Below are 23,705 nucleotides of genomic sequence, written 5' to 3' on the forward strand. Positions count from 1 at the left end.
ACATGTACGGCGGGCCGCCGATTATAGGCCGCCGTCCCCCAAAATCCCTTTCGCCGCTCTATGCCAAGAACACAAGAGGTCGTCGACCATGCGTCCCCTGCGTCCGTTCAACTATAACACGTCCGCCGAACTGTTCCCTGCCGCGATCCGCAAGAAGAAGCGGGCCGGCTTTGCCTACCGCCGTTTCGGCACTGCTGCCGAGGCCGTGCAGTTCGCGATGGAGCAGCTGCCGGCGGATTCGCTGAACGGCGCCTATCTCCAGGTCGAGGAAGCCCGTTTCGACCAGAACGGCATCCGTTCGCTGTATGAGAGCGAAGGCTTCCCGCTGCCGCGCCGTCCGCGCGCTGAGCCGGCCCAGACCGACGCGGACGCCGCGTAGACCTTCTCGCTCGTCGCTAACGAAAAGCCCTCGGACCGATCCGGGGGCTTTTGTTTTGAGAAGCTAGAGCATTTTCCGATCACGTTGCGTCGTAACCAGCCGCGACGAGATAGTTTTGACACTCCTCGGGTGAGAAGCGTTTGAGAGCGTTGGCGATTGCTTGCCAGAGATCAGGCATGGTGCGCGCTGCGGCGGCCCGCAACAGCGCCTTCAGTTTAGAGAAGGCCATTTCGATCGGGTTGAAGTCTGGACTGTAGGGCGGAAGATAGAGCAGGCTTGCTCCGACCGCCTGGATGGCCTCTCGAACACCATGGACCTTGTGAGCGGGCAAGTTGTCCATGATAACGGTATCGCCCGGCCGCAGCGATGGGGCGAGCAATTGCTCGACGTAGGCCAGGAAAGCGTCGCCATCCATTGGGCCGTCCAGAACAAGCGGCGCGATCAGACCGTCGGAGCGCAATCCAGCGGTGAATGTCGTCGTCTTCCAATGTCCGTGTGGGATAGCTGCACGACATCGCTCGCCGCGTGGCGAGCGCCCGTGAAGCCGCGCCATTTTGGTGTTGGCGCTGGTTTCGTCGATGAAGACGAGACGCTCAGGGTCAAGATCGATTTGCCCTTCGAACCACTCCTCACGCGCGGCATTTATATCGCCGCGCCGTTGCTCGGCGGCGTGCGCTGTCTTTTTTTAAGTGTGATCTTTCTGCGCTGGAAAAAACGCCAGAGCGACGCGATGCCAGTCGATATTCCACGACGTTTCAACAGTTCTCGCAACTCGGCGAGCGTGATATCCGGCTTCGCGGTCACCGCCTCCAGAATCAATTGCGAATGCGCTTCGATGCGCTGCGATTTGCGGTCACCGCCCTGGCGTTTAGGAACGATGTCGCCAACTTCCTTGAGGCGACCGCGCCAGCGGATCGCGCTGGCCGCGCTGACACCAAAGCGCTCGGCAGCCTGTCGACAGGACATGCCACCGTCAATCGCGGCTACCACCCTTTGGCGAAGATCAACCGAAAGCGCCCTGGCCATACATGCTGACCTCCCTCGCCAGCATGCAGCTTGAATCTGACTCGCGCCGTTTTGGGAATCCCCACCCGATTCATTCCGGTCGGAAAATGCTCTAGATGCGCGGCTGTTTGTCGAGCCAGCGCCGCAGCATCCGCACATTGCGCATGTTGGCGCGGAACATGACGTCGAAGGCATCGCCCGCCACCGGCACCATGCCGACCACGCCGTCGACGGCGACATTGGCAAGCATCCGCGCGGTGATGTGCCAGGGCGCGCCCAGCAGACGGGCTTCACGCACCAGCCACAGCGAGATCGCGGTGGTGATGAGATCGCCGATCACCGGGATCAGGCCGATCAGCCCGTCGATGCCGTAGCGGACATTGGTGCCCGGCACGACGAAGGCGACGTCGAGCAGCTTTGCGATCATCTCCAGCCGCGCCAGCCGCTCCTCGCGCGTTAGATTGCCGAACGGGTTGGCGGTGGAGTTGCGGAAGTCGAAGCTGAAGCCTTCCGGAAAGGCTCCCTGAAAACCTTGGAACTGCGGATGCAGCGCGCCATCGCCGAGCTCGCGCCCATCCTGATCGATGACCTTGCCGCGCGCCTGCGCCCCGCCGAAGGGCGGCCGCGATCGCGTGGCGTGGGGGGAGAAAATGTCGTCCTCGGGCATGGCCATCACATGGTAACGCAGGCAGGTGGTTCAAGTTGCGTCACATTACCACTGTGTCACATTCAAGGCCGTTACATTCAAGGCTGCCACGCGCAAGGTCCCGTCACGTGCCGCGCGCCGCCGACGGCGTCAAACCGAAGCGGCGGCGGAAGCAACGGTTGAAGTAGGACAGATCGTTGAACCCGCAATCGAAGGCGATGTCGCTGATCCGCCGCTCGGCGTCATGGACCAGCATCTCGGCAGCCTTGGTCAGCCGCAATTCGGTCAGCCGCATGGTGAAGCTCGCGCCCGCCTCGTAGAGCAGCTCGTTGACATAGCGCTCCGACAGGCCGGTCGCGGCGGCAAGCTTGTGCGCGGAGAAATCCGGCTCGGTGAAGCGCTTGGCGAGGATCATCAGCAACGACTTCAGCCTGACCGCGCGAAGCCCGCGGCGTTGCGCTGCGGCCGCAAGATCGCCGCGGGCGCCGAGGCCGAGGGCTGCGAGATCCAGCAGATGCGCCGCGATGGCGAAGCCGGCCTCATCGACGGCATCGGGCGATCGCAGCAGCAGGTCGCTATAATCCATCGCCAGCGACAGCGCGCCGCCCGGCGCGAGCTCGCGGCCGACCAGGTCATCGACCCCGGCAACCATGGATCGCAAGGTCGCCATCGGCAGATGGACGTTGGTGAAGCGCTTGTGGTGGGCGCCGTCGGCGGTGAAGAACGGCTCGTCGAGCTTGAGCAGCACCATCGCGCCCGGCCGCATCTGGAATTCGCGCCCGCGATGCGTCACGGTCGAAGCGCGGTCGCCAGTGTTGCGCGCCAGGCAATAACGGTCGTCATTGGTCGCCAGCACCTGGCGCCGCTCGCGCCGCACGGTGGTGAAGCTGCCGTCGCAACGGCCGAGCAGAGTGGTGCCGATATGGATCGAGTTCATCGTCGCGCGAAACGGCACCGCCGGTGACGGGTCGAGCTCGCCGGTGTTGGAAAAATGCTCGAACAGTTCGGCGAAGAACATGTAGCGCTGCCGCTCGCCCAGACCGGGCGGCAGCATGTCGGTCGACAGCCTTTTCTTGATGACGGACATCGGAAGGACGGGACCAAGGTGCAGGCCGCCAGTCTGGCCACCACGAGATGAACGGAAGATGAAAGCCACCGGCCCTGTGCACAGCGCCGGACAGTCCAAGTCCGGAATCCTCCGGCGCTTCCCAGTCCAAGACGCGTGTGCCGCCGGGGGCTTACCGATGGCGCCGGCTCGCAGCCAGGAAGACCACTCAAAGTGAGCCCCCGCACACAAGCGGGCCAGCCAGAGGAGACCACGAGATGAAGACTTCCGCGATCCGCAAGGTGTTGCTCGGGGTTGCGATCACCACCGGCATGGGGATCGGCTACGCGATCGGCGCCCAGCCGCACATGGACGAGAGCCTTGCGATGCTGCAATCGGCGCGCGCCGAGCTCACCAGGGCGACGCCGAACAAGGGCGGTCACCGTGAGCGTGCGCTCGGCCTGATCGATCAGGCGATGGGCGAGGTGCGTGCCGGCATCGCGTTCGCCGGCGGCGGCTAGGCACGACCCGAATAAGTGCGCAGCGGATTTTTGAAGAGATCAACGAATGACTTTTGACATCAGCAGAGGACGACACTCATGACCAGATTGCTTGCAGCGGCCTTCCTTCTCGCGACGATCGGCAGCGCCGGCGCCACGCCGCTCGCACCGGTTACAACCACCCCGAATTCCGATGTCATCGCGGTCGCCGGTGGCTGCGGCGGCGGCTGGCATCGCGGTCCCTATGGCGGCTGCCGCCGCAACTACGCGCGGCCGTGGATGCATGCCTGTCCGCGCGGCTGGTATCTCGGCCCGGGTGGCCGCTGCCGCGCCAACGGCACCTGAGCATTTCAACGTGTGGCCTTTTGCATCACGCCGGCGGCGGACGGAAACGTCCGCCGCTTTTGCGTTCGATCCACTTCGCTCGAAAACGCTCTAGAAGACGCCCTTGTTCATGGTTCTGAGCCGCTGGGCCAGCGTCCTCATGACCTTCAGGGCAAAATGCGGCGTCTGGCTGACGAGGAAGAGAAACTGCTTTTCCGAGACCGGGACGAGCTCGACATCCGTGAGCGCCGTGGCGGTCGCGCTCCTCGGCTCATTGTCGATCAACGCCATTTCGCCGAAGATCGTGTCAGCCGGCAGGTCCGCCATGGTCTTGTTGCCGACCTGAATGCGCACGAAGCCGCTCTTGATCACGAACAGCTCGTTGGCCTCCTCACCCTCACGAAAAATAATGCCACCGGCTCGGACCAGGCGCGTTTCGATATCGTTGCCTGTCAGAAGGCTGAAGCTTGCATCTGCCACTCGAAATTCCTTTCCCCGAACCCGGATGCAGATCTCATGCATCCGGTTGTCTTCCTGCTCCGGCTAGAACAAATGTGCGAACACGAAGTAGAGCATGCCCGAGATCAGCATCGCCACCGGCAAGGTCAGAACCCAGGCCATGGCGATGTTGCGGATGGTCGACCATTGCAGGCCAGACCCGTTTGCGGTCATGGTGCCTGCGATGCCGGACGACAGCACGTGCGTCGTCGACACCGGCAGGCCGTATCCGTCCGCCGCGGCGATGGTCGCCGCCGCTGTGATCTCGGCGCAGGCACCTTGCGCGTAGGTCAGATGGGTCTTGCCGATCTTTTCACCCACCGTCACGACAATCCGTTTCCAGCCGACCATCGTGCCGAGACCGAGCGCGATGGCGACCGCAATCTTCACCCAGGACGGAATGAATTTGGTCGCGGCATCCAGCGAGCCCTTGTAGCGATTGAGCGTCGCGACATCGGCATCGTTCAGCCCGCTGTCGCTGCTCTTCATGAGCGAGCGCAGCGCCTCCGATACCAGATACATGTCGTTACGCGTGTTGCCGACGGTCTCGGCCGGGAATTTCGCCAGCGAACCGTACTGAATGACCTGGTCGCGGATTTCGCTGACGAGAACGGCGAGTGACGGATAGGTATCGTCGGTGAGTTGTCGAAGCGCGATGTAGTTCGTCACCGCCGGACGCGGATTGCCCGTCACCTTGCGATCGGCTCCTCTATCCTCGATCACCTTGCTCGCCGCCGCCGAATTCGCGGTGAATGCCTCGATCTGGCTCGCAGGCATGGCGCGGTTGAGTGCGTAAGCGGTCGGGACCACGCCGATCAAGATGAGCATGATGAGACCCATGCCTTTTTGACCGTCGTTCGAACCGTGAAAGAAGCTGACCATGGTGCAGGTCAGGATCAGGATGCCGCGGATCCACCACGGCGGCGGCTGATCGCCTTTCGGCTCGCCGAACAGCGCCGGCGTTGCGCGCAACAGCGCGGTTTTCAGCCCGTAGAGCAAGATGGCAGCAAGCGCAAATCCGAACAGCGGCGACAGCAGCAGCGCCTTGCCGGTGTTGACGGCCTGCGACCAATCCACGCCGGACGTCCCTTCCCTTCCGTGCATCAGGGCATTCGCGATACCGACGCCCATGATCGATCCGATCAGGGTGTGCGAACTCGAGGCGGGCAATCCAAAATACCAGGTACCCACGTTCCAGATGATGGCGGCGATCAGCAGCGCAAACACCATGGCGAAGCCGGCGCTGCTGCCGACCTGAAGGATCAATTCGACCGGCAACAGCGAGACGATGCCGAAGGCAACGGCGCCACTGGAAAGCAGGACACCGATCAGATTGAAGAGGCCCGACCAGACAACGGCGATGTGGGCCGGCATCGAACGTGTGTAGATCACGGTCGCGACGGCGTTCGCCGTGTCGTGAAAGCCGTTGACGAATTCGAAGCCGAGCGAGATCAGCAGCGCCACGAACAGCAGCAGGAACGCGAGATACGAGGTCTTGCCGGCGCCCGTCGCGCCGACGTCCGCGTAGATGCTGTAGGCCACGAACAGCAGCGCGGCGCCGATCACGCCCAGATAGATAATGCCGGTGAGAGGATGAAAGCCCTTCTCGAGATCGGGCCCGCCGCTACGCGCAGGCTCGATCGAACCAGGTAACGCTACGTCGCTCATGGATCGCCCTCACGGCCGCGGGAGGACAAAAGCGGCCATGTGACATTGGGACTACGTTTACATGACGCCCATGTGACAGTTCCATGAAAGACAATGCGCGCTATTTGCAGCCGGCGCCTAATTTATTGACAAGATTACTGTAATAGCGCGAGCCGCCGCTGGCCCTGCGTCAGACATGGCTTCCTGTCCGGCGACGATGCGCTCATTGCGCCGACCGGTCAGAAATCGCCGATCGCATCAAAGCCGGCGACTTCTGCTTTCCGAAATGCAATGAGCACTCGCGCTAGTGCTGGGATGCCGGCGTCGCCGGCACGTGCTGCTCTTCGGCATATTTGTGCGCCAGCCAGGACGTGATCACGCCCGGGATGAAGCCGACCAGACCGTAGAGGATGAACTGCACGGCGCCACTTTCGGAGCCGTGCGAGGCGTAGGTCAGCGCCGCGCCGACGAACGCGACCGCGCCGACAATGAGCATCCGCACCGTCGGCGTGATCCGGCGCATGTGCATCAGGATGTCGTCGATTGCGCCGAACATCAGCGACGGCACGATGCCGAACAGATAATTGTATTGCAGCGACTTCACGAACACGACGAGCAGCTTCGCCACCTCACCGCCATTGGTCTCGGTCCAGTAGCCGGACTGATAGGTGGTCATGAGCAGCAGCAGGAAGCCGCCGATGAACGGCCCGATGGCTGCGAAGATCAGATAGCGTTTCATGGCGTGCCCCTGCCCGACATCAGGCGAGTGTAACGCAGTCACGCGACGGTTCTAGGGAAAATCGAAAGCGCCCGGCAATGTTCCGGGATCATCGCGCCGATGCGCTGCAACAGCGGGACTTCGCTGCGATACGGAATCGCCCGGACTCAGCCGGGCGATGAGAGCGTGAGTACCGAGGTGAGCGCTGAAGCTGTTACTCACCCCACGCCGCGAAGGCGTCGTTGAAGGCGCGCTCGCCGGGGGCGCCCTTTTCGATCGCGATGATGGCGCGGCGCTGGTTGGTGTAGACCAGCGGCACGTCGAACCAGGAGCGCTCCTTCAGGAGCTGCAGATTGCGCGAGCGGTCGGCGTCGACGTTGGAGAGGCCGACCAGGAAGAAGCCGTCGGTGACCTTGACCGCGAGCCCGGCCAGCGGCGTGCCGCGCGCCTGCTCGTTCGACTTCATCAGGATCCCCGGCACGTTGCCGACGCCGCCATTGGCGAAGTCCTGCGGCAGGATGAAGGTCAATTCCGCGGTGTGGCTCGCCGGCAGCGATGAATCGGTGTTGCGGCGGAACGACATCGTCATCTTGAACTTGCGATCGGGGATGTCGATGTCGGCGCGCACGGCGATGTCGGGCTTCTGGTTGCCCGAGCCCTTGACCTGCTCGGTGCGCCAGACCACCGAACCGACATATTGCTTGCCCTTCGGATCCGACGGGTCCTCGTCATAGAGCACCACGCGCTGCGCCACCGGGGCGACCGGCTCGCCGGACGACGACGGTTGGCCGACGCGGTCGGTGATCTTCTTGCTCGAAGGCGTCGCGGCATCCTTCGGCGCCTCGACCGGGGCCGAGGATTTGAACAGGCTGCTGACGAGGGTCGCGGCCTGCTGGTGGAACAGAAAGCCGGTGCCGACCAGGATCAGCAGGATGCCGATCGCGATCGCGGTCTTGAACGGGAACATCGAACCGACGCGCGGCCGCTTCGGCTCGCGCTCGGCATTGCTGACCCGCGCGCGTGGCGGCGGCGCCTGGGGCGGCTGCGGGGCGTAGCGCTCCGCCTCCTCGATCGACTCGTCGTAGGAATACGGCGCCTCGGGATCGCCGCCGCGGTTTTCGAGGCTCGGCTCGAGCCGGTCGAATTCCGGCGAGGGCGACGGCACGTTGGCGTAGGTCTTGCGTGCGTTGCGGCTGGCTTGCGCCGCGGCACGGCCGAGATCGTCGGCGTCGGCGGTGATGTCGCGGAAACCGCGCACCCCCGGGGCGGCCGGCGGCGTCGGGGGCGGCGCGCCTTCGGGGCCACGGCGCGGCGGCGCCGGCCGGGTATCGGTGCCGGCAGCAACCTGCGGGTTCTGCGGCCGCGGCGGGGCCGGCGGCGGCGCATCGGGGCGCAAATTGCGCGGCGGGCGCGGTTCGGCCGGCGGCCGCGGGCGCGCGGCGTTGTCGGCGGAATTGGCCTCGGGCGGCCTTGCATTTGCCTCCGGCGGCCTTGGATTGGCCCGGCGCAGCGGGTCGCTGCTGCGGGCTGCCCCGCCGCCGGGGCGCGAGGCCTCGCGGGCGCGCTGCGCGGCCTCGGACTCGACCTTGCGCACCGCCTCTTCCAGCGACAGCCGTTCGCGGGTGATCTCGGATTCGGAGAGCGGCGGCTGCACGCCGCGGAGTTGCTGGATCAACGCCGTCCGCGCCCGCGCATACAGCGCACGGCGGGCTTCGCCGGGGGCGTTGGGGTCCAGTCCGGCGATGGCACGGGCGATCAGCGGGTAGTAGTCAGCCATTTCCACACAATTGGTGGGATATAGGTAATATCCCGTTAAGCCTCGAACGGATTCTGTACCAGAATAGTATCTTCACGTTCCGGACTGGTGGAAAGCAGGGTGACCGGGCACCCCACCAGCTCCTCGACCCGGCGGACATACTTGATGGCCTGGGCCGGCAGGTCCGCCCAGGACCGCGCATTGGCGGTCGGCTGCTTCCAGCCCTCGATGATCTCGTAGATCGGCTCGATGCGGGCCTGCGCGCCCTCGCCCGCCGGCAGATGGTCGATTTCCTTGCCGTCGAGCTTGTAGCCGATACAGACCTTGATGCTGTCGAAACCGTCGAGAATATCGAGCTTGGTCAGCGCCAGCCCGGCAATTCCGCAGGTCCGGACGGTCTGCCGCACCAGCATGGCGTCGAACCAGCCGACCCGGCGCTTGCGCCCGGTGTTGACGCCAAATTCCTTGCCACGGCGGCCGATTTCCTCGCCGATCTCGTCGTTCAGCTCGGTCGGGAACGGACCCTGGCCGACCCGGGTGGTGTAGGCCTTGCAGATGCCGAGCACATAGCCGACCGCGCCCGGACCCATGCCGGTACCGGTCGCGGCCTGCGCGGCCACCGTGTTGGACGACGTCACATAGGGATAGGTGCCGTGGTCGACGTCGAGCAGCGCGCCCTGCGCACCCTCGAACAGGATGCGCTTGCCCTCGCGGCGCTTGAGGTCGAGCAGCCGCCACACCGTCTCGGCATAGGGCAACAGCTTCGGCGCCAGCGCCGTCAGCTCGGTGAGGATGCCCTTGCCGTCGATCTCCTCCAGATTGTTGCCGCGGCGCAGCGCATTGTGGTGCGCCAGCAGGCGTTCGATCTTGTGCGGCAGGGTATCGAGATCGGCGAGATCCATCAGGCGGATGGCTCGACGGCCGACCTTGTCCTCATAGGCCGGGCCGATGCCGCGGCGGGTGGTGCCGATCGAGGTGACGGCGTTGGAGGATTCGCGCAGCGAGTCGAGCTCGCGATGCAGGGGCAGGATCAGCGTGACGTTCTCGGCGATCCGCAGATTGTCCGGTCCGACCGCAACGCCCTGCCCCCTCAGCTTGGCGACCTCGTCGAGGAAGGCCTGCGGATCGAACACCACGCCATTGCCGATCACCGCGAGCTTGTTCGGGCGCAGCACGCCGGAGGGCAGCAGCGCCAGCTTGTAGGTCTCGCCATTGATCACGAGCGTATGGCCGGCATTGTGGCCGCCCTGGAAGCGCACGACGATGTCGGCCTGTTCCGACAGCCAATCGACGATCTTGCCCTTCCCCTCGTCACCCCATTGGGCGCCGACGACGACAACATTGGCCATTGCGAAGATGTTCCCTTCAGGTGTTTCAGAGACCATGATCGCGGCGAAAACGCGTCCGCCCACAGCGACCATGCATGATATGCCCAGCCCAAACCGCGGCGCCCGGCCGCGCACACGCAAGGCGCCTACCGGATAAAGGAAGCGGCTCGGCTGCGCAAGCAAGAACGGGGTCGTTTGCGCCTTTTAGAGGAGCGACAAGCCTTTGATATCCCCTGAAAATTCCATGCTGCGCCCGGCAGTTCCGGACTGGCGGGAATTTAATGTTGGCGCCGCCTGACGCTGACCGTACGGCCGATTGATCGCCGGGCCCAATGCGGCGATCATTCGGCCGTATCAACCGGCCCGGACCATGCCCAATTCGACACAAGCGACGATTGCGCTGCGCAAGCTAGGCATTGCCTTCAAGCTCCACACCTATGTCTACGATTCCAGCGCCGAGAGCATCGGGCTGCAGGCGGCGGAGGCGCTCGGGGTCGACCCGAACCGCATGCTCAAGACGCTGATGGCGGAGGTCGACGGCAAGCCGGTCTGCGCCGTGGTGCCGTCCGATTGCGAGGTCAGCATGAAGAAGCTTGCCGCAGCCCTCGGCGGCAAGTCGGCCAAGATGATGCGCCCGGCCGATGCCGAGCGGCTGACCGGCTATCATGTCGGCGGCATCAGCCCGTTCGGCCAGAAAAAGAAAGTGCCGACCGCGATCGACGAGACCGCGCTCACCCATGTCACCGTGTTCGTCAATGGCGGCCAGCGCGGCCTGCAGATCGAGATCGATCCGAACGACGCCGCGCTTGCCGCCGGCGCCACGATGAAGGCGCTGGTGGCGACGCAGGACTAGAGCTTCGGTTCCGATTGGATCAGAATCGAAGCTCTAGATTCTTGTTTTGACGCGTTTGCGCGATCAATGCGAGGGCTTGTCCCTGTTGAACTCCGCGCCGACGTAGTCGGACAGGCCGGACAGTTCCTCCGCCGAAATATCGTTGACGTTGAGCCTGAGCTGCATGATCGCGAGGTCGAGCAGATGCGCGGCGAAGGTCGCACCGGCCGCCGTCACGATGCTGCGCTGCTCGATCAAGACAGCGATGACGTCGCGCAAGCTGCGCATTTGCACTTGATCCATGGCCCTTTGCCCGATGCTGGCCGTCGTGATGTGTGTTGTCATTGGGATACCGATTGTAATGTGCTGATGGACGCCGCGCTGGCGGATGAAATGTATGGCAGCCGCTCGGCTTCCTCGCCGAGATGCAGGATGCGCGATGGCATCTCGCGGACTTCGATGTTGATCGTCATCGGCGGCGGAATCAGCGTCACCGAGGCTTTCGGCCAGGGCGCCGGATTCGGGCTGACGGCGGTGAAGCGATAGGCGGCTGCGATCTCGAGCGCGAGCAATTGCAATTCGAGCATCGCGACGCCCATCCCGGCGCAGGCGCGCGGGCCGGCGCCGAACGGGATGTAGGCGTCGGTGTTGTAGCGCCGCGTCATCAGGAAGCGCTCCGGGTCGGGGAAATGCCGGGGATCGCGCTGCAATTGCCAGGGGCAGATCAGCAGCGAAGTGCCGACCTTGAGCTCGCGCCCGCCGATCGTCACCGGCTGCATCACCTCGCGCGAGAACCACCAGGCGCTGGGATAGAGTCGGCAGACCTCCTTGACGAACGTCGCGCTCAGATTGGCGCGCTTCACCGCGTCAAGTCGCAGCTCGCCGTCGTCGCCAAGGCACTCCGCCGCCTCGTCGGCAATGTCGTCCATCAGGGCTGGATCGGCGGCCATCTGGTAGAACATCCACGCCGCCGTCGAACCGGTGGTGTGATGGCCGGCCAGCAGCAGTGTCAGGATCTCGTCCTCGAGATCGCGATCGCTCAGGCCAAGCGCCTCGAGATCCCGCAGCGCGCTGCTCGAGCCCGCCTTGCTGCGCAGCCGCTGCACCACCGTCGACATCGCAAGCTTGGCGCAGACCCGGTTCTGCCGGCGCCGGTACCAAGCCACCGGACCGAACGGCAACGCGCGGAACATCTCCTCGGCGAGATCGTCCTCGATCACGCCGACGGCCTGAACCAGCGCTTCCTCGTCGCCGGACGACATCACCTGGGAGCCGAAGATCGCGACGCAGATGGTCCGGAGCGCCAGCATCGCGGTGACATGGTGCGGATCGAACGATCCGAGCCGCGCCAGGCTGGCGCCGACCGCGCGGATCTCGGCGCACATATGCGGCAGGAATTTCTCGACGCTGCCCTTGGCCATGTGCTTCTGCAACACCGTCCGCCGCCGCTTGTGCTCCTCGCCGCTCAGCATCAGCGAGCTGCGGCCGAGCACCGGCGTCAGTTTCTTGATCAGCTTGCCCTTTCCGATGTCGGTCTCCGGCGCCTTGAGGATCGGGCGCAGCAGATCGGGATCGTTCACCAGAAAGACCGGCGCAGGACCGAGCCGCAGGGGCACGAGCCCGAGCTCGGCCTCGTTGCCGCGCGTCAGCAGCAGACGCAGCGGATCACGCTGGAATGCTCGAACGTCCGAGAACATGTGAGGCATCGTGAATCTCCAATTGCCGTCCAAGGTCGAGGAATTTGGTCAGGCCGGGATTGTCGGCGAGACCAAGCGGGATTTCTCCGGCGAGCGCCGTCAGCGGGCGGCCCATGCGATCATTGCCGATCACCTGCGGCGGGCCGTAGCGGCGGGTGCGGATCTCCATGCGGGTGAGAAAGCGCTCGTAGGAAAGGTCGGCGAGCGCCACGAGCGCCGCCGCCCCGCGCAGCTCGGCGAAGCGGAACATCAGCGCGTAGTTCACGCGTGCCGTCCACGACCTCGCGACACCAGGCAGCACGCCGAAACGGCTGATTTCCCAGGCGTCGCGGCGGCTCGGAAAGCGGCGCACCGCGAGCTGCGGGAACACCGACTTGGTCAGGTAGGGATAGTCGGTGCGGATCGCCCGGAAGCCGCCCACCAGCTCGACGCCTGCGAACAACAGGCAGTGCTCGGTATACCAGCTGTCGAACTGATCGCGTTCGACGTCGCCGGTCGTGCTCAGAAGCCAGCCGCAATGGTCGACGAACAGCCGCTTGCGTAGCCGCAACATCGCCCCGACATGCGCCGGATCAAGCTCTTCCCTGGTGATGAGTGCATGATATCCGTCCAATGAATGCGGCATTATCCTTTCCTCCAAATGCGGAACATCTGGAACGAAAGGGGTTAACTGTGGTACCCCCGGAAACCGGGGGTTTTAGTCAATGGGCCTGGTAGACGCGATTTCAACCATCGAGGCGTCGGATACCATCGACGAGCTCAGCTCGTCATTGCACCGTGTCATCCAGAACTACGGCTTCTCGGGCTTCGCCTTTGTCGATGCCGGCCGGCCCGACCTTGATCTGCCCTATCATGTCGGCACCTTTCCCGACGCCTGGAAGCGGGCGTATGTGCAGAACGAATTCGTCCATGCCGACCCGGCGCTGGCGCGGTCGCGACGCACCAACACGCCGTTCAGCTGGAGCAGCCTGAAGCTGCCGGAGCGAAGCGGACACAAGCGGGCGCCCGAGGTCAAGACGATGGATGCCGCGCGCGAGTTCGGATTCAAGGACGGCTTCGTGGTGCCTTTCCATTATCGCGACCGGCTCGGCGCCGTGCATTCGAGCTCGACGGTGTTCTTCTGGGAAGACCAGCCGCGCGACTTCGACAAACTGTTCGTCTGCCATCGGCATGAACTGCATCTGCTGATGATCTACTGGGTGCAGCGCGCGATGGACATCGTCAACCGCGACCAGCGCAACGCGCCGACCATTCTGAAGCCCGCCGACGCCGCCGAGACCATCAAGCTGACGGGACGGGAGAAGGAAGTGATCGCCTGGGCGGCGCGCGGCAAGACCGTCGCCGACACCGCGCAGATCCTCGGCATTTCGCCTGAGACCGTGGAAGGCTTCATCAAGCAGGCGCTGCGCAAGCTCGAGGCCTCCAACAAGACGCACGGGGTGGCGAAGAGCATCGCGCTCGGGATCATCGACCTGTGAGCGACAACGCCGCGAACTGTGGCGAGGTCACACATCAGGGTTGGATTTGCCTCAACGATCACCCCCAGATTGCATTCGCGTACGATCTTGATAAGAAGGCTGCGGCCCGATGACAGGGATTTCAGACCATGGGTGCGTATTGCAGTGCCCGCCCGGCGCGACTGCCGGACTGTCGTGAAAACACGGATCGTCCTGCACGTTGCCCGGTGCGCCGGGACCGGTTGTCGACCCGGGTGATCCGTAGAAGTCCCGTCACGACGAACCAGTGTTCCATTTGCTACCAATCATCGTCGCGGACATGCTGTCGACGGACGTAGCTGGAGGTCGCCCAAGCGCACCATGAGCACATCGCAGGACGATCAGATCGATCAACTGGTGCAGGCGCGCTGGCGCGCAATCGGGCTGTCGCAGGCAGATCTCGCCGAGATCCTGTGCGCGGGGGCCTCCCTGCAAAAGAACGGCGTGGACGGCACCGTCAAAATCGAGACCGGCCGCCTGGCGACCGTCGCCGAGATGCTCGGGATCGCCGCCGACATCCTCAATCGCCGGCCCGCCACCACAGCGCAGACACAAGGCGGCCAGGCGTCGGAATCGCTGCAATCCCTGCTCGAGCTGCGCATGCTGCGGGTATTCCGCGACGTCAAGGACCCCGACACCAAGCGGATCCTGATCGAGCTCGCCGAGCAGATCGTCAAGCGCCAGACCACGCCGCCGGAGACCGGCTAGAGCATGATCCGGAAAGGTGCGAAGCGGTTTCCCCTCGCGACAAACGCGGAACGCGTTTGCGCGGAGATCATGCTCAAACAAGAGGCTTGCGGATCGGCTGGTGCCGACCGGCCTGGCAAGGCGCCGTCGCGCCTCTCGTAAGGGGCCTTCGCGCATGGTCGCGATGCGTCGATCACCATTGATAGAACGGCGGAATCCGTGTCTGTGACAGGGTGCCGGGGCGATCCATGCCGGCTCGGCGACGGCCGGGCGGGCGGGCCGCGGCGTCGTGAACCCGGGCCCTTCGCATGTCTGCCACCGATTCCACCACAACGCCTGCGTCCGGCTCCTGGATCGCCAACCAGCCATACCTATTGCTCTGCATCACCGCGATGTGCTGGGCCGGCAATGCCATCGTCGGCCGGCTCGCGGCCGGCCATATTCCGCCGGTGACGCTGTCGTTCCTGCGCTGGTTCATGGCGTTCCTGATCATCCTGCCGTTTGCCTGGAAGCACCTCGCCAGCGACTGGCCTGCGATCCGCAAGAATCTCGGCATCATGATGCTGCTGTCGATGACCGGCATCAGCGCCTTCAACACGCTGCAATACTGGGCGCTCGAGCACACCCAGGCGCTCAACACGCTGCTGCTGCAATCCTCCGTGCCGCTGATGGTCGCGCTGTGGTCGCTGATCCTGCTCGGCGCACGGCTGACGCTGGCGCAGCTCTGCGGCGTCTTGCTGTCGCTCGCCGGCGTGCTGGTGATCCTGCTGCACGGCGATCTCACGACGCTGTCGAAGATCGAGTTCAACAAGGGCGACCTGATCTTCATCGCCGCGCTGGTGATCTTCGCGCTGTACTCGGTGCTGACCCTGAAGCGGCCCAGGATCCATGGCCTGTCGGTCGCGGCCTTCACCTTCGGCTGCGGCGCGCTGTTCCTGATCCCGTTCCTGATCTGGGAACTCGGCACGCGTCCGGTGATGCAGCTCACGGCCAGCAATCTGCTGTCGCTGTTCTATGTCGCGGTATTCCCCTCGACGGTGGCCTATCTGTGCTTCAACCGCGGTGTGCAGCTGATCGGCGCCAACCGCGCCGCGCCGTTCTTCCACATGGTGCCGGTGTTCGGCACCATCATGTCGATCGTGTTCATCGGCGAGCATCCGCAGGCCTTCCACTTCATCGGCTTCGCGCTGGTGCTGGCCGGGGTTTTCGCGGCGTCGCGGCGGCAGTCGGCCTGAACTCGCCCGCCGGAGGCGCGGTGACTAGCGGCGGCAAATCCGCTATCTCTTGAGGTCTGCTTCGCGGACAGGTTCCCAACGCATGGCGCGCGCCAGCAATCTCGTGATCGGCACCCTGACGCTGGCTTTGATCGCCGGCTCGCTCGGCGGCTGGCTGGGCTATCAGCGCTATGCCGGCATCAAGCGGATGGTGCCGTTCCGCGTCGTGTTCGAGGGCTCGGCCTCCGGCCTGCGCCGCGGCGGCAGCGTCAACTTCGCCGGCGTGCGGATCGGCGAAGTGGTCTCGATCAGGCTCGACCGTCACCGCGTGGTGGCGATGACGCGGATCGAGGGCAACGCCCCGATCAAGAAGGACTCCCAGGTCGGCCTCGAATTCCAGGGCCTCACCGGGATCGCCTCGATCTCCTTCACCGGCGGCACCGACGATGCTCCGCCGCCTGCGCTCGGCGCCGACGGCATTCCCGAGCTGACCGCTGACGCCGAAGGCACGATGGGCATCCAGGAGAAGCTGCGGGTCGCGTTGCGCAATGTCGACCGCGTCATCACCGAGAACCAGGCCGACATCAAGGACTCTCTGCTCGGGCTCGAGAACTTCACCAACTCGCTGTCCGGCAATGGCGAATTGATCGCCGGCTTCATCGATGCCGCCGACGACGGCATCAGCACTGTCGACGCCAAGCTGACCTCGGCCGACAAGTTCCTGAAGAGCTTCGGCAGCGACAAATATGGCGGCGAGCTGCTGCCGACCGTGATCTCGCTCCGCGAGCTGATCCAGAGCTTCGACAAGAAGTCCGGCACCATGATCGCCGAGACCCGCAAGACGCTCAGCGACGTCAGCCAGTCCGTCAACCAATTCAACGAGAAAATTGTCGGGCGCGGCGGCAGGCGCTAGCCTCGCGTTCCAGCCAAGAACCAAGAACAACGGAAACACTCGACGTGCACGACCGGACCGCAGCCCCTTCCCCGCCTCCCGCAACCGTCAACCGCGCGGCGAGCGCCGTGCCCCGGCATTTGCGGCGCTATCTCACACTCGACGATTTCGAGCCGCAGGCGCGGCGGCTGTTGCCGAAATTCCTCTACGGCTACATCTCCGGCGGCGCCGAGACCGACGCGGCGCGGTCAGACAATCGCCGGGCATTCGACGAATACGGCTTCGTGCCGCGGGTGCTGAAGGACGTCTCCGGCCGTGACCAGAGCACGACGCTGTTCGGCAAGAGCTACACCTCGCCGTTCGGGATTCCGCCGATGGGCTCGTCGGCACTGTGCGCCTATCGCGGCGACATCGTGCTGGCGCGCGCCGCGGCCGCGGCCAACGTGCCGATGATCCTCTCGGCCTCCTCCCTGATCACGCTGGAGGACGTCCGCGCCGCCAATCAGCAGGCCTGGTACCAGGCCTATCTCGCCGGGCTCGACGAGCGGATCGAGCCGCTGGTCGATCGCGTCGCGGCGGCCGGCTACGACACCTTCGTCGTCACAGCCGACGTGCCGGTGCCGCCCAACCGCGAGAACAACATCCGCAACGGCTTCCAGGTGCCGCTCGAGATCACGCCGCGGGTGTTCTGGGACACCATCACCCATCCGGACTGGCTGCTGAACACCTGGGCACGCACCGTGTTCAATCACGGCATGCCGCATTTCGAGAACATGGACGCCAAGCGGGGCCCGCCGGTGCTGTCCAAGAATTTGATGCGCAACATCGGCAGCCGCGACCAGCTCGCCTGGAAACACGTCGAGCTGATCCGGAAGCGCTGGCGCGGCAAGCTCGTGGTCAAGGGGCTGATCTCGCCGGAGGACGCGCGGCTGGCGCGCGAGCACGGCTGCGACGGCGTGATGGTCTCCAACCATGGCGGCCGCCAGCTCGACTACACCGTCTCGGGCTTGCGCACACTGCCGGAGATCGCGGCACAGAAGGGCAGCATGACCGTGATGATGGACGGCGGCATCCGCCGCGGCACCGACGTGATCAAGGCGCTGGCGCTCGGTGCGGACTTCGTCTGGATCGGCCGGCCGTTCCTCTATGCCGCCGTGGTCGCGGGCGAAGCCGGTGTCGCGCGCGCGATCTCGCTGCTGCACGCCGAGATCGACCGCGATCTTGCGCTGCTCGGCATCCGCAGCCTGAAAGAGATCACCCCCGACCTCGTGCGCAAATTCTGAGCTCACGCATAGCGCGCCGCGCCCATGCAGAGCGCGGTGATCGCGAGCAGCCCGGCCGCGATGCGCTGGGCGACCGCGAGCCGCGAACGCGCGGCTGACGGTTCGGCCGCGCCATTGCGCAGCTGCCGGATAGCGCCGCCGCCGACGATGATCTGCACGGCAACGGCGGCCAGCGCGGCGAGCGCGCCGCCCGCCAGGATCTGCTCCGACAGCGCGAACGAACCTTCATGGACCAGGCGCCAGAGCGTGGCGCCGGTCACGATCGCAACCGTCGCCGCGCCGATTTGCGGGACCAGCAGCTTCTCGCCACCGAGCCCGCCGGTGCGCGCCAAAGTGAAGCTGGAGCCGGCCCAAAACACCGATGACAGGACGTGAAGGGACAGGGCTATGATGAGGACGGTCTGCATGATCTCGCTCCAAAGGGCATTGGAAATTAGATATACATAATGTATAGTCAATCTGACGAAAGCAAGGCCAGCCGATGCCGCCGCGCAGCTACGTGAGCCCGGCGCGCAGCGCCGCCGCCGCCGAGACCCGCGAGCGCGTGATCGAGGCGGCCTCGCGCACGCTGCGCGAAGGCGAGAGCATTGCGCGCTTCTCGCTGGATACGGTGGCGAAGGCCGCCGGCGTGACGCGGCTGACGGTCTATAACCAGTTCGGCTCGCGGCGCGGGCTGCTGGAAGCCGTGTTCGACGAGATCGCGCGTCATGGCGGGCTGCACCAGCTCGCCGACGCCATGGCGATGGCCGATCCGTGCGCCGCGCTCGACCGCATGGTCGAGATCTTCTGCGGCTTCTGGAGCCGCGATTCCGCGGTCGCCCGCCTGCACGACGCGATGGCGACCGATCCCGAATTCGCCGAAGCGGTGCGCGAGCGCAACGAGCGCCGCCGCCGCGGCGTCACCGCATTGGTCGACCGCATCGCGGGCAAGGCCGCGCCGCCGCAGGCCCGCAAGGATGCCGTCGACCTGATCTTCGCACTGACAAGCTATCCGACCTTCGCCTCGCTGAGCGCGGGACGGTCGCGGGATGAGGTCTGCCGAGTGGTGCAGGCGGCCTGCCGCTCAGCCCTCGCGCGGCTAATCAACCCGTCATCCTGAGGAGCCGCGAAGCGGCGTCTCGAAGGATGAATCGGCCACAGTCGGGCCGTCGACCCTTCGAGACGGCCGCGTTGCGGCCTCCTCAGGGTGACGGTGCTACGTAGGCTTGAACTTGCTGTAGGCCTCGCGCGTCGCGATGATGACGTGCTCCTCGCTCAGCGCGGGACGGTCGAAGGATAAAGTCTGCCGGGCGGTTCAGGCGGCCTGCCGCTCGGCACTCACGCCGCTAATCAACCCGTCATCCTGAGGAGCCGCGAAGCGGCGTCTCGAAGGATGAATCGGCCACAGTCGGGCCGTCGACCCTTCGAGACGCGCGTTCCGCGCTCCTCAGGGTGACGGTGCTACGTAAGCCTAAACTTGCTGTAGGCCTCGCGCGTCGCGATGATGACGTGCGCCTCGCTCAGCGCGGGACGGTCGAAGGATAAAGTCTGCCGGGCGGTTCAGGCGGCCTGCCGCTCGGCCCTCACGCCGCTAATCAACCCGTCATCCTGAGGAGCCGCGAAGCGGCGTCTCGAAGGATGAATCGGCCACAGTCGGGCCGTCGACCCTTCGAGACGCGCGTTCCGCGCTCCTCAGGGTGACGGTGCTACGTAAGCTTGAACTTGCTGTAGGCCTCGCGCGTCGCGATGATGACGTGCTCCTCGCAGCCGTTGCGGCGATGCGGGTCGCAGCGGGTCTCGTAGTCGGCCGAGGTCATCATGTCGAGGAAGGCGGCGACACTCGGGTAATAGACCAGGGCGAGGTAATCCCAGCGCTGGCCGGCCGGCTCGCCCAGCGCCACCGTCTCGGCGCTGCCGGTCCAGAGCAGCGTGCCGCCGCGTGCCTTGATCATGGGGACGGTGAGCGCGCTGTAGCGCAGATAGGCATCCCAGCCCGAGCCGTCGCCATCGAGTGACCGCTGGCGAAATCGCATCAGATTGACCATCACGACCGGAGCCTTTTGATCCAGTTCGCTCAAGCCTTTGACGTTCAAGAGATCGACACCCATCCGCCAGCTCCCGCCCAAAGTCGCATAAGCCCGGGCCGGGTCGGTCCGGCCGCAACGATTATGTCACATCGCGGGACTACCCTGAAATGCCGGCAGGCCGTAAGCTCGTCACCCGATCTCGGAGGTCAATGCCGTGATGACCCTTCCCGAACTTGCGGCCGATGCGCTCGGCAAATTCCTCGGCGAATACATGCAGCGCCGGTTCGGCTCTTCGCAGACCCAACTGGTCGAGATGGTGCCCTCGATCGCGCGGATCGCCATCGAGTGCATCGGCAACAGCGACGCGCTGTATCACAATGTCGAGCACACCATGCTGGTGACCCTGGCGGGCCACGCCATCCTGCGCGGCCGCGCGCTGCACTCGCACATGAGCGCCGAGGATTATGCGCATGTCATCGTCGCCTGCCTCACCCATGATATCGGCTATGTGCGCGGGCTGTTCGATGCCGACGACCAGGACGGCTATCTGGTCGCTGCCGATGGCCGCAAGGTGATCCTGCCGCGCGGCTCGTCGGATGCGGCGCTGATGTCCTATCACGTCGACCGCTCGAAGATCTTCGTGATGGAGCGGCTCAAGGGCGTCGCCCTCCTCGACAAGGAGCGCATCGCGCGCGCCATCGAGGGCACCCGCTTTCCGCAGAGCGCGCCGGACGGGGATGAGGAATTCGGCGAGGAGGCCATCCTGCTGCGGGCCGCCGACCTGATCGGCCAGCTCGGCGATCCCCATTACATCCGCAAGGCCAACGCGCTGTACCTCGAATTCGAGGAGGCCGGACTGAACCGCCAGCTCGGCTACGATTCGCCGGCCGACCTCGTCGACCTCTATCCACGCTTCTATTGGGACAGCGTCGCGCCGCATGTGCAGAAGGCGATCCGCCACCTCAACATCACCTCCAGCGGACGACAATGGATCGCCAATCTCTACGGCAACGTATTTCGCGCCGAGCGCGACATCTCGCTGTCCGGGCCGCAGAAGTAGGCGGGGATGCAGCGCAATCTCTCCCCGATGTCGTCCCGGCCTAGTGCGCAATTGCGCACTAGGCCGGGACGACATCGAGTATGTTGCGTCATCGAGAGGCATACATTCACGGTCTCTCAGGATGACGGGTTCTGTTGTTCCGCGGCGGTGTAGCCTCCGCGACAGATTGAGCCCCCCGCACGCATGGCTCCAATCCGCTCTTTCGTCTTGTGGCGGCGGCGGATTCGGGCACAACATCCGCCAGATAATGACCGCCTTGCCCGCCCCCGCCACAACCCCGCGATATCAGCCGCTGCACTGGCTCAACAACCAGCCCTATCTGCTGCTCAGCCTGACGTCGCTGTTCTGGGCTGCCAATATTGTGCTGGCTCGGCATGTCGGCAGCCATGTGCCGCCGGTCACGCTGACCACGATCCGCTGGTTCGGCGTGTTCCTGATCCTGTTGCCGTTCGCCTGGCCGCATCTGAAGGAGGACTGGCCGAAGCTGCGCAAGGCGCTGCCGCTGATGCTGCTGTTGTCCGCGGTCGGCTTCGCGTTCAACAACGCGATCTCCTACTGGGCGATGCAATATACCGAGGCGTTGAACGCGCTGCTGATCCAGTCGGCGGGGCCGCTGTTCGTGGCACTGTGGTCGCTGATCCTGTTCGGCGTCCGGCTAACCCCGGCGCAGCTTGCCGGCATCGCGATCTCGCTGGCCGGCGTGCTGACCATCATCCTGCGCGGCGATTTCTCGGCGCTCGCCAGCATCAGCTTCAACCGCGGTGACATCATGTTCGGCGCCTCGCTGGTGTCGTTCGGACTGTATTCGGCGCTGATCCCGCGGCGGCCGAAAATCCATCAGCTCTCGCTGATCTCGTTCACCACCTGCTGCGGAGCGCTGATGCTGTTGCCGGTGGCCATCTGGGAATTCGCCAACGGCGTGACGCTGAAGCTCGACGTTCTGACTTTCGCAACGCTGGGCTACACGCTGATCTTCCCGTCCACGCTCGCCTATCTGTTCTTCAACCGCGGCGTCGCATTGATCGGCCCGAACCGCGCGGCGCCGTTCTTCCACCTGGTGCCGGTGTTCGGCTCGGCGATGGCGATCCTGCTACTCGGCGAGACGCTCGCGCCGTTCCATTTGATCGGCTACGCGCTGGTGCTCGCCGGCGTCATCATCGCTTCACGGCAAGGGTCTGCCAAAGGCTCGGCGAAACCCGCGAGCTGACGCTAGCCTGCCTTGCGCAAGCCGGCGGATTTGCGTGCCGAATGTGGCTTTGCCGCCAGCGTTTCCGTGATGAAGTCGATGAACCGCCGCACCTTGGCCGGCACGTGGTTACGCGAGGCGTAGTAGACGTAGAGCGGGAAACGCTCGTCGGGCCAATCCGGAAACAGCTCGACCAACGCACCGCTCCGCAGGTGATCGTCGAGGCCGAGATCGATCACCTGCGCGATGCCGAAGCCGGCCAGGCAAGCGCCGAGCTTGGTTCCTGAATCGGTCACGGTGAGCCGCCCGTTGACCGCGACCGGCACCACCTCGCCGCCGCGCCAAAACTCCCAATCGAACGGACGCCCGGTCGCCGCGTCGATGGCCTGGATGCACTGATGGTCGCAGCTCGCCAGCTCCCGCGGATCAAGCGGCCGGCCGTGTCGTGCGAGATAGATCGGCGAGGCCACGGTGAGCACGCGCGCATCGAGCACGCGGCGCGCAATCAGCGCCGACGGCGCCGGCTCGCCGAAACGCACCGCCAGATCAAAACCGTCGCTGACCAGATCCGCGATCCGGTCGCGGGTCTCGATCCGCAGCTCCATGCCTGGATTCTGTAGCAGGAACTCGCTCAGCTTCGGGGACAGCACCATGCGGGAAAACAGCGGGTCGACATTGACCCGCAGCCTGCCGCGGACCGCATCGCGCGATTTCGAGGTCTCCGCCGCCGCCTCGCCGATCCCGGCCAGATGCGCGGCAACCCGCTCGACCAGCGCACGTCCTTCCTCGGTGAGCTCGACGGCGCGGCTGGTGCGGTGAACCAGCCTGGCATCGAGGCGCGCCTCGAGCTTGGCGATCGCCTTGCTGACCCCGGATTGCGTCATGCCGAGCCGTTCGGCGGCGCGGCCAAAACTGCGCGCATCCGCCAGCGCCGCGAGGACCACCAGGCCGCCAACCAGTCGACCGTCAACTTCGTCCATGCCGATGCCTCTCAGTCATCCAAGAGATGACCGCCCAGTCGTAGCACTCCGCCACCATATCGGCCACTGTCGGCGCAGATCACCGGTTCGATCCGGTGAGGCCACCGCCACATCATCCGCTACGGAGATTTTGCAATGAGCGACATCCAGGCCATCGCATCCGCGATCGATGGATATTTCAACCTGATGTATGACGTCGACGATAGCCGGTTCCGCGACGTCTTCTCCGATGCCTGCATCGTGCACGGCATCCGGGACGGCAAGCACACGGTGCGGTCGGCCGCGGAATTCCGCGACTTCATCCGCAACCGCCCCTCGCCGGCGTCGATGAAATCGCCGCGCGATGAGGCCATCATCAGCATCGACCAGACCGCATCTGATCTCGCCATCGCCAAGGTGCGCGTCAGGGCCGGCCAAACCGGCTTCATCGACCATCTCGTGTTTCATCGGATCGACGGCCGGTGGCTCATCACCACCAAGGCGTTTCACGTCGCGCAGGTCTTCCCCGCGGGATCGTAGTGTCGCC

The 23,705-nt window shown here is 65.0% G+C and carries 27 protein-coding genes; 13 read left to right on the plus strand and 14 right to left on the minus strand.

All coding sequences use genetic code 11. The annotated features are described in order from the left end of the window. Window positions 1-88: 88 nt before the first annotated feature. On the plus strand, window positions 89-379 hold the full coding sequence (locus tag ACOIX3_RS35650) for a hypothetical protein (protein WP_097673192.1): 291 nt from the start codon (window positions 89-91) through the stop codon (window positions 377-379). Between the two features lie 79 nt (window positions 380-458). Here ACOIX3_RS35650 and ACOIX3_RS35655 read toward each other — a convergent pair. The 3 genes from ACOIX3_RS35655 to ACOIX3_RS35665 form a co-directional block, all read right to left on the minus strand. Next, window positions 459-1,405 (minus strand): IS630 family transposase gene (locus ACOIX3_RS35655; RefSeq protein ID WP_420966712.1). Its coding sequence is split into 2 segments (ribosomal slippage): window positions 459-1,066 and window positions 1,066-1,405, totalling 948 coding nucleotides; the frame shifts between segments, so codons are not numbered across the junction. A 91-nt stretch (window positions 1,406-1,496) separates the two neighbouring features. Further along, the gene (locus tag ACOIX3_RS35660; protein WP_420966713.1) at window positions 1,497-2,057 is read right to left on the minus strand and encodes a DUF4112 domain-containing protein; all 561 of its coding nucleotides are present in this window, start codon (window positions 2,055-2,057) and stop codon (window positions 1,497-1,499) included. A gap of 97 nt (window positions 2,058-2,154) precedes the next feature. Continuing rightward, window positions 2,155-3,117, minus strand: a complete 963-nt coding sequence (locus ACOIX3_RS35665; RefSeq protein WP_420966714.1) for an AraC family transcriptional regulator — start codon at window positions 3,115-3,117, stop codon at window positions 2,155-2,157. Window positions 3,118-3,353: 236 nt separating this feature from the next. On the opposite strand from ACOIX3_RS35665, the gene ACOIX3_RS35670 reads away from it, so the two are divergent. Together ACOIX3_RS35670 and ACOIX3_RS35675 are read left to right on the plus strand one after the other, a co-directional pair. Then, a complete protein-coding gene (locus ACOIX3_RS35670) occupies window positions 3,354-3,596 on the plus strand; it encodes a hypothetical protein (protein ID WP_420966715.1) in 243 nt (80 codons plus the stop codon). Between the two features lie 78 nt (window positions 3,597-3,674). Then, the gene (locus ACOIX3_RS35675; RefSeq protein WP_420966716.1) at window positions 3,675-3,920 is read left to right on the plus strand and encodes a GCG_CRPN prefix-to-repeats domain-containing protein; all 246 of its coding nucleotides are present in this window, start codon (window positions 3,675-3,677) and stop codon (window positions 3,918-3,920) included. A gap of 90 nt (window positions 3,921-4,010) precedes the next feature. On the opposite strand, the gene ACOIX3_RS35680 is transcribed toward ACOIX3_RS35675, so the two are convergent. From ACOIX3_RS35680 to ACOIX3_RS35700, 5 genes are all read right to left on the minus strand, one after another. Then, a complete protein-coding gene (locus ACOIX3_RS35680) occupies window positions 4,011-4,421 on the minus strand; it encodes a Crp/Fnr family transcriptional regulator (RefSeq protein ID WP_420966717.1) in 411 nt (136 codons plus the stop codon). Window positions 4,422-4,442: 21 nt separating this feature from the next. After that, the gene (locus tag ACOIX3_RS35685) at window positions 4,443-6,065 is read right to left on the minus strand and encodes an inorganic phosphate transporter (RefSeq protein WP_420966718.1); all 1,623 of its coding nucleotides are present in this window, start codon (window positions 6,063-6,065) and stop codon (window positions 4,443-4,445) included. 283 nt (window positions 6,066-6,348) lie between these two features. Continuing rightward, window positions 6,349-6,783 carry a DUF5413 family protein gene (locus tag ACOIX3_RS35690; RefSeq protein ID WP_097673188.1) on the minus strand — a complete coding sequence of 145 codons (435 nt, stop codon included), beginning with the start codon at window positions 6,781-6,783 and terminating at the stop codon, window positions 6,349-6,351. A gap of 193 nt (window positions 6,784-6,976) precedes the next feature. Next, window positions 6,977-8,539, minus strand: a complete 1,563-nt coding sequence (locus ACOIX3_RS35695; protein ID WP_420966719.1) for a hypothetical protein — start codon at window positions 8,537-8,539, stop codon at window positions 6,977-6,979. 35 nt (window positions 8,540-8,574) lie between these two features. Then, the gene (locus ACOIX3_RS35700) at window positions 8,575-9,867 is read right to left on the minus strand and encodes an adenylosuccinate synthase (protein ID WP_420966720.1); all 1,293 of its coding nucleotides are present in this window, start codon (window positions 9,865-9,867) and stop codon (window positions 8,575-8,577) included. A gap of 349 nt (window positions 9,868-10,216) precedes the next feature. Between ACOIX3_RS35700 and ybaK the strand changes: the two genes are divergently transcribed. Further along, on the plus strand, window positions 10,217-10,699 hold the full coding sequence (gene ybaK / locus ACOIX3_RS35705; RefSeq protein WP_223969685.1) for a Cys-tRNA(Pro) deacylase: 483 nt from the start codon (window positions 10,217-10,219) through the stop codon (window positions 10,697-10,699). Between the two features lie 63 nt (window positions 10,700-10,762). Here ybaK and ACOIX3_RS35710 read toward each other — a convergent pair whose 3' ends face one another. The 3 genes from ACOIX3_RS35710 to ACOIX3_RS35720 are packed head-to-tail and all read right to left on the minus strand — an operon-like array spanning window position 10,763 to window position 13,000. After that, complete coding sequence (locus tag ACOIX3_RS35710; protein ID WP_092117320.1) at window positions 10,763-10,981, minus strand: hypothetical protein; 219 nt, start codon at window positions 10,979-10,981, stop codon at window positions 10,763-10,765. Window positions 10,982-11,019: 38 nt separating this feature from the next. Then, on the minus strand, window positions 11,020-12,384 hold the full coding sequence (locus ACOIX3_RS35715) for a cytochrome P450 (RefSeq protein ID WP_420966721.1): 1,365 nt from the start codon (window positions 12,382-12,384) through the stop codon (window positions 11,020-11,022). Beyond that, a complete protein-coding gene (locus ACOIX3_RS35720) occupies window positions 12,344-13,000 on the minus strand; it encodes an acyl-homoserine-lactone synthase (protein WP_420966722.1) in 657 nt (218 codons plus the stop codon). Before ACOIX3_RS35720 ends, ACOIX3_RS35715 begins: the two co-directional genes overlap by 41 nt. Before the next feature lie 79 nt (window positions 13,001-13,079). On the opposite strand from ACOIX3_RS35720, the gene ACOIX3_RS35725 reads away from it, so the two are divergent. The 5 genes from ACOIX3_RS35725 to ACOIX3_RS35745 all read left to right on the plus strand — a co-directional run bounded on the left by ACOIX3_RS35725 (window position 13,080) and on the right by ACOIX3_RS35745 (window position 17,947). After that, entirely contained in the window at window positions 13,080-13,853 is a 774-nt protein-coding gene (locus ACOIX3_RS35725) for a helix-turn-helix transcriptional regulator (protein WP_420966723.1), read from the plus strand. Window positions 13,854-14,192: 339 nt separating this feature from the next. Then, window positions 14,193-14,579 (plus strand): hypothetical protein, encoded by a 387-nt coding sequence (locus ACOIX3_RS35730; RefSeq protein WP_420966724.1) that lies wholly within the window; start codon window positions 14,193-14,195, stop codon window positions 14,577-14,579. A 287-nt stretch (window positions 14,580-14,866) separates the two neighbouring features. Next, window positions 14,867-15,793, plus strand: a complete 927-nt coding sequence (locus ACOIX3_RS35735) for a DMT family transporter (protein WP_420966725.1) — start codon at window positions 14,867-14,869, stop codon at window positions 15,791-15,793. A gap of 82 nt (window positions 15,794-15,875) precedes the next feature. Further along, a complete protein-coding gene (locus tag ACOIX3_RS35740; protein ID WP_420966726.1) occupies window positions 15,876-16,685 on the plus strand; it encodes an MlaD family protein in 810 nt (269 codons plus the stop codon). A gap of 107 nt (window positions 16,686-16,792) precedes the next feature. Continuing rightward, window positions 16,793-17,947, plus strand: coding sequence for an alpha-hydroxy acid oxidase (locus ACOIX3_RS35745; protein WP_420966727.1), 1,155 nt, complete (start codon window positions 16,793-16,795; stop codon window positions 17,945-17,947). A 2-nt stretch (window positions 17,948-17,949) separates the two neighbouring features. On the opposite strand, the gene ACOIX3_RS35750 is transcribed toward ACOIX3_RS35745, so the two are convergent. Next, window positions 17,950-18,354 carry a hypothetical protein gene (locus tag ACOIX3_RS35750; RefSeq protein ID WP_420966728.1) on the minus strand — a complete coding sequence of 135 codons (405 nt, stop codon included), beginning with the start codon at window positions 18,352-18,354 and terminating at the stop codon, window positions 17,950-17,952. Between the two features lie 74 nt (window positions 18,355-18,428). Here ACOIX3_RS35750 and ACOIX3_RS35755 point away from each other — a divergent pair, with 74 nt between their 5' ends. Continuing rightward, the gene (locus ACOIX3_RS35755) at window positions 18,429-19,046 is read left to right on the plus strand and encodes a TetR/AcrR family transcriptional regulator (RefSeq protein ID WP_420966729.1); all 618 of its coding nucleotides are present in this window, start codon (window positions 18,429-18,431) and stop codon (window positions 19,044-19,046) included. A 586-nt stretch (window positions 19,047-19,632) separates the two neighbouring features. Here ACOIX3_RS35755 and ACOIX3_RS35760 read toward each other — a convergent pair. After that, a complete protein-coding gene (locus ACOIX3_RS35760; protein WP_420966730.1) occupies window positions 19,633-20,034 on the minus strand; it encodes a DUF1330 domain-containing protein in 402 nt (133 codons plus the stop codon). Between the two features lie 133 nt (window positions 20,035-20,167). Between ACOIX3_RS35760 and ACOIX3_RS35765 the strand changes: the two genes are divergently transcribed. Further along, a complete protein-coding gene (locus tag ACOIX3_RS35765; protein ID WP_420966731.1) occupies window positions 20,168-21,013 on the plus strand; it encodes a metal-dependent phosphohydrolase in 846 nt (281 codons plus the stop codon). Between the two features lie 247 nt (window positions 21,014-21,260). After that, window positions 21,261-22,220 (plus strand): DMT family transporter, encoded by a 960-nt coding sequence (locus ACOIX3_RS35770; RefSeq protein ID WP_420966732.1) that lies wholly within the window; start codon window positions 21,261-21,263, stop codon window positions 22,218-22,220. A 2-nt stretch (window positions 22,221-22,222) separates the two neighbouring features. Here ACOIX3_RS35770 and ACOIX3_RS35775 read toward each other — a convergent pair whose 3' ends face one another. Continuing rightward, window positions 22,223-23,179, minus strand: coding sequence for a LysR family transcriptional regulator (locus ACOIX3_RS35775; RefSeq protein ID WP_420966733.1), 957 nt, complete (start codon window positions 23,177-23,179; stop codon window positions 22,223-22,225). 135 nt (window positions 23,180-23,314) lie between these two features. Between ACOIX3_RS35775 and ACOIX3_RS35780 the strand changes: the two genes are divergently transcribed. Then, window positions 23,315-23,698 carry a nuclear transport factor 2 family protein gene (locus tag ACOIX3_RS35780; RefSeq protein ID WP_420966734.1) on the plus strand — a complete coding sequence of 128 codons (384 nt, stop codon included), beginning with the start codon at window positions 23,315-23,317 and terminating at the stop codon, window positions 23,696-23,698. The last annotated feature ends 7 nt before the right edge of the window (window positions 23,699-23,705 follow it).

This window comes from Bradyrhizobium sp. B120, assembly GCF_049075665.1.
In the GTDB taxonomy this organism is placed as follows: Bacteria; Pseudomonadota; Alphaproteobacteria; order Rhizobiales; family Xanthobacteraceae; genus Bradyrhizobium.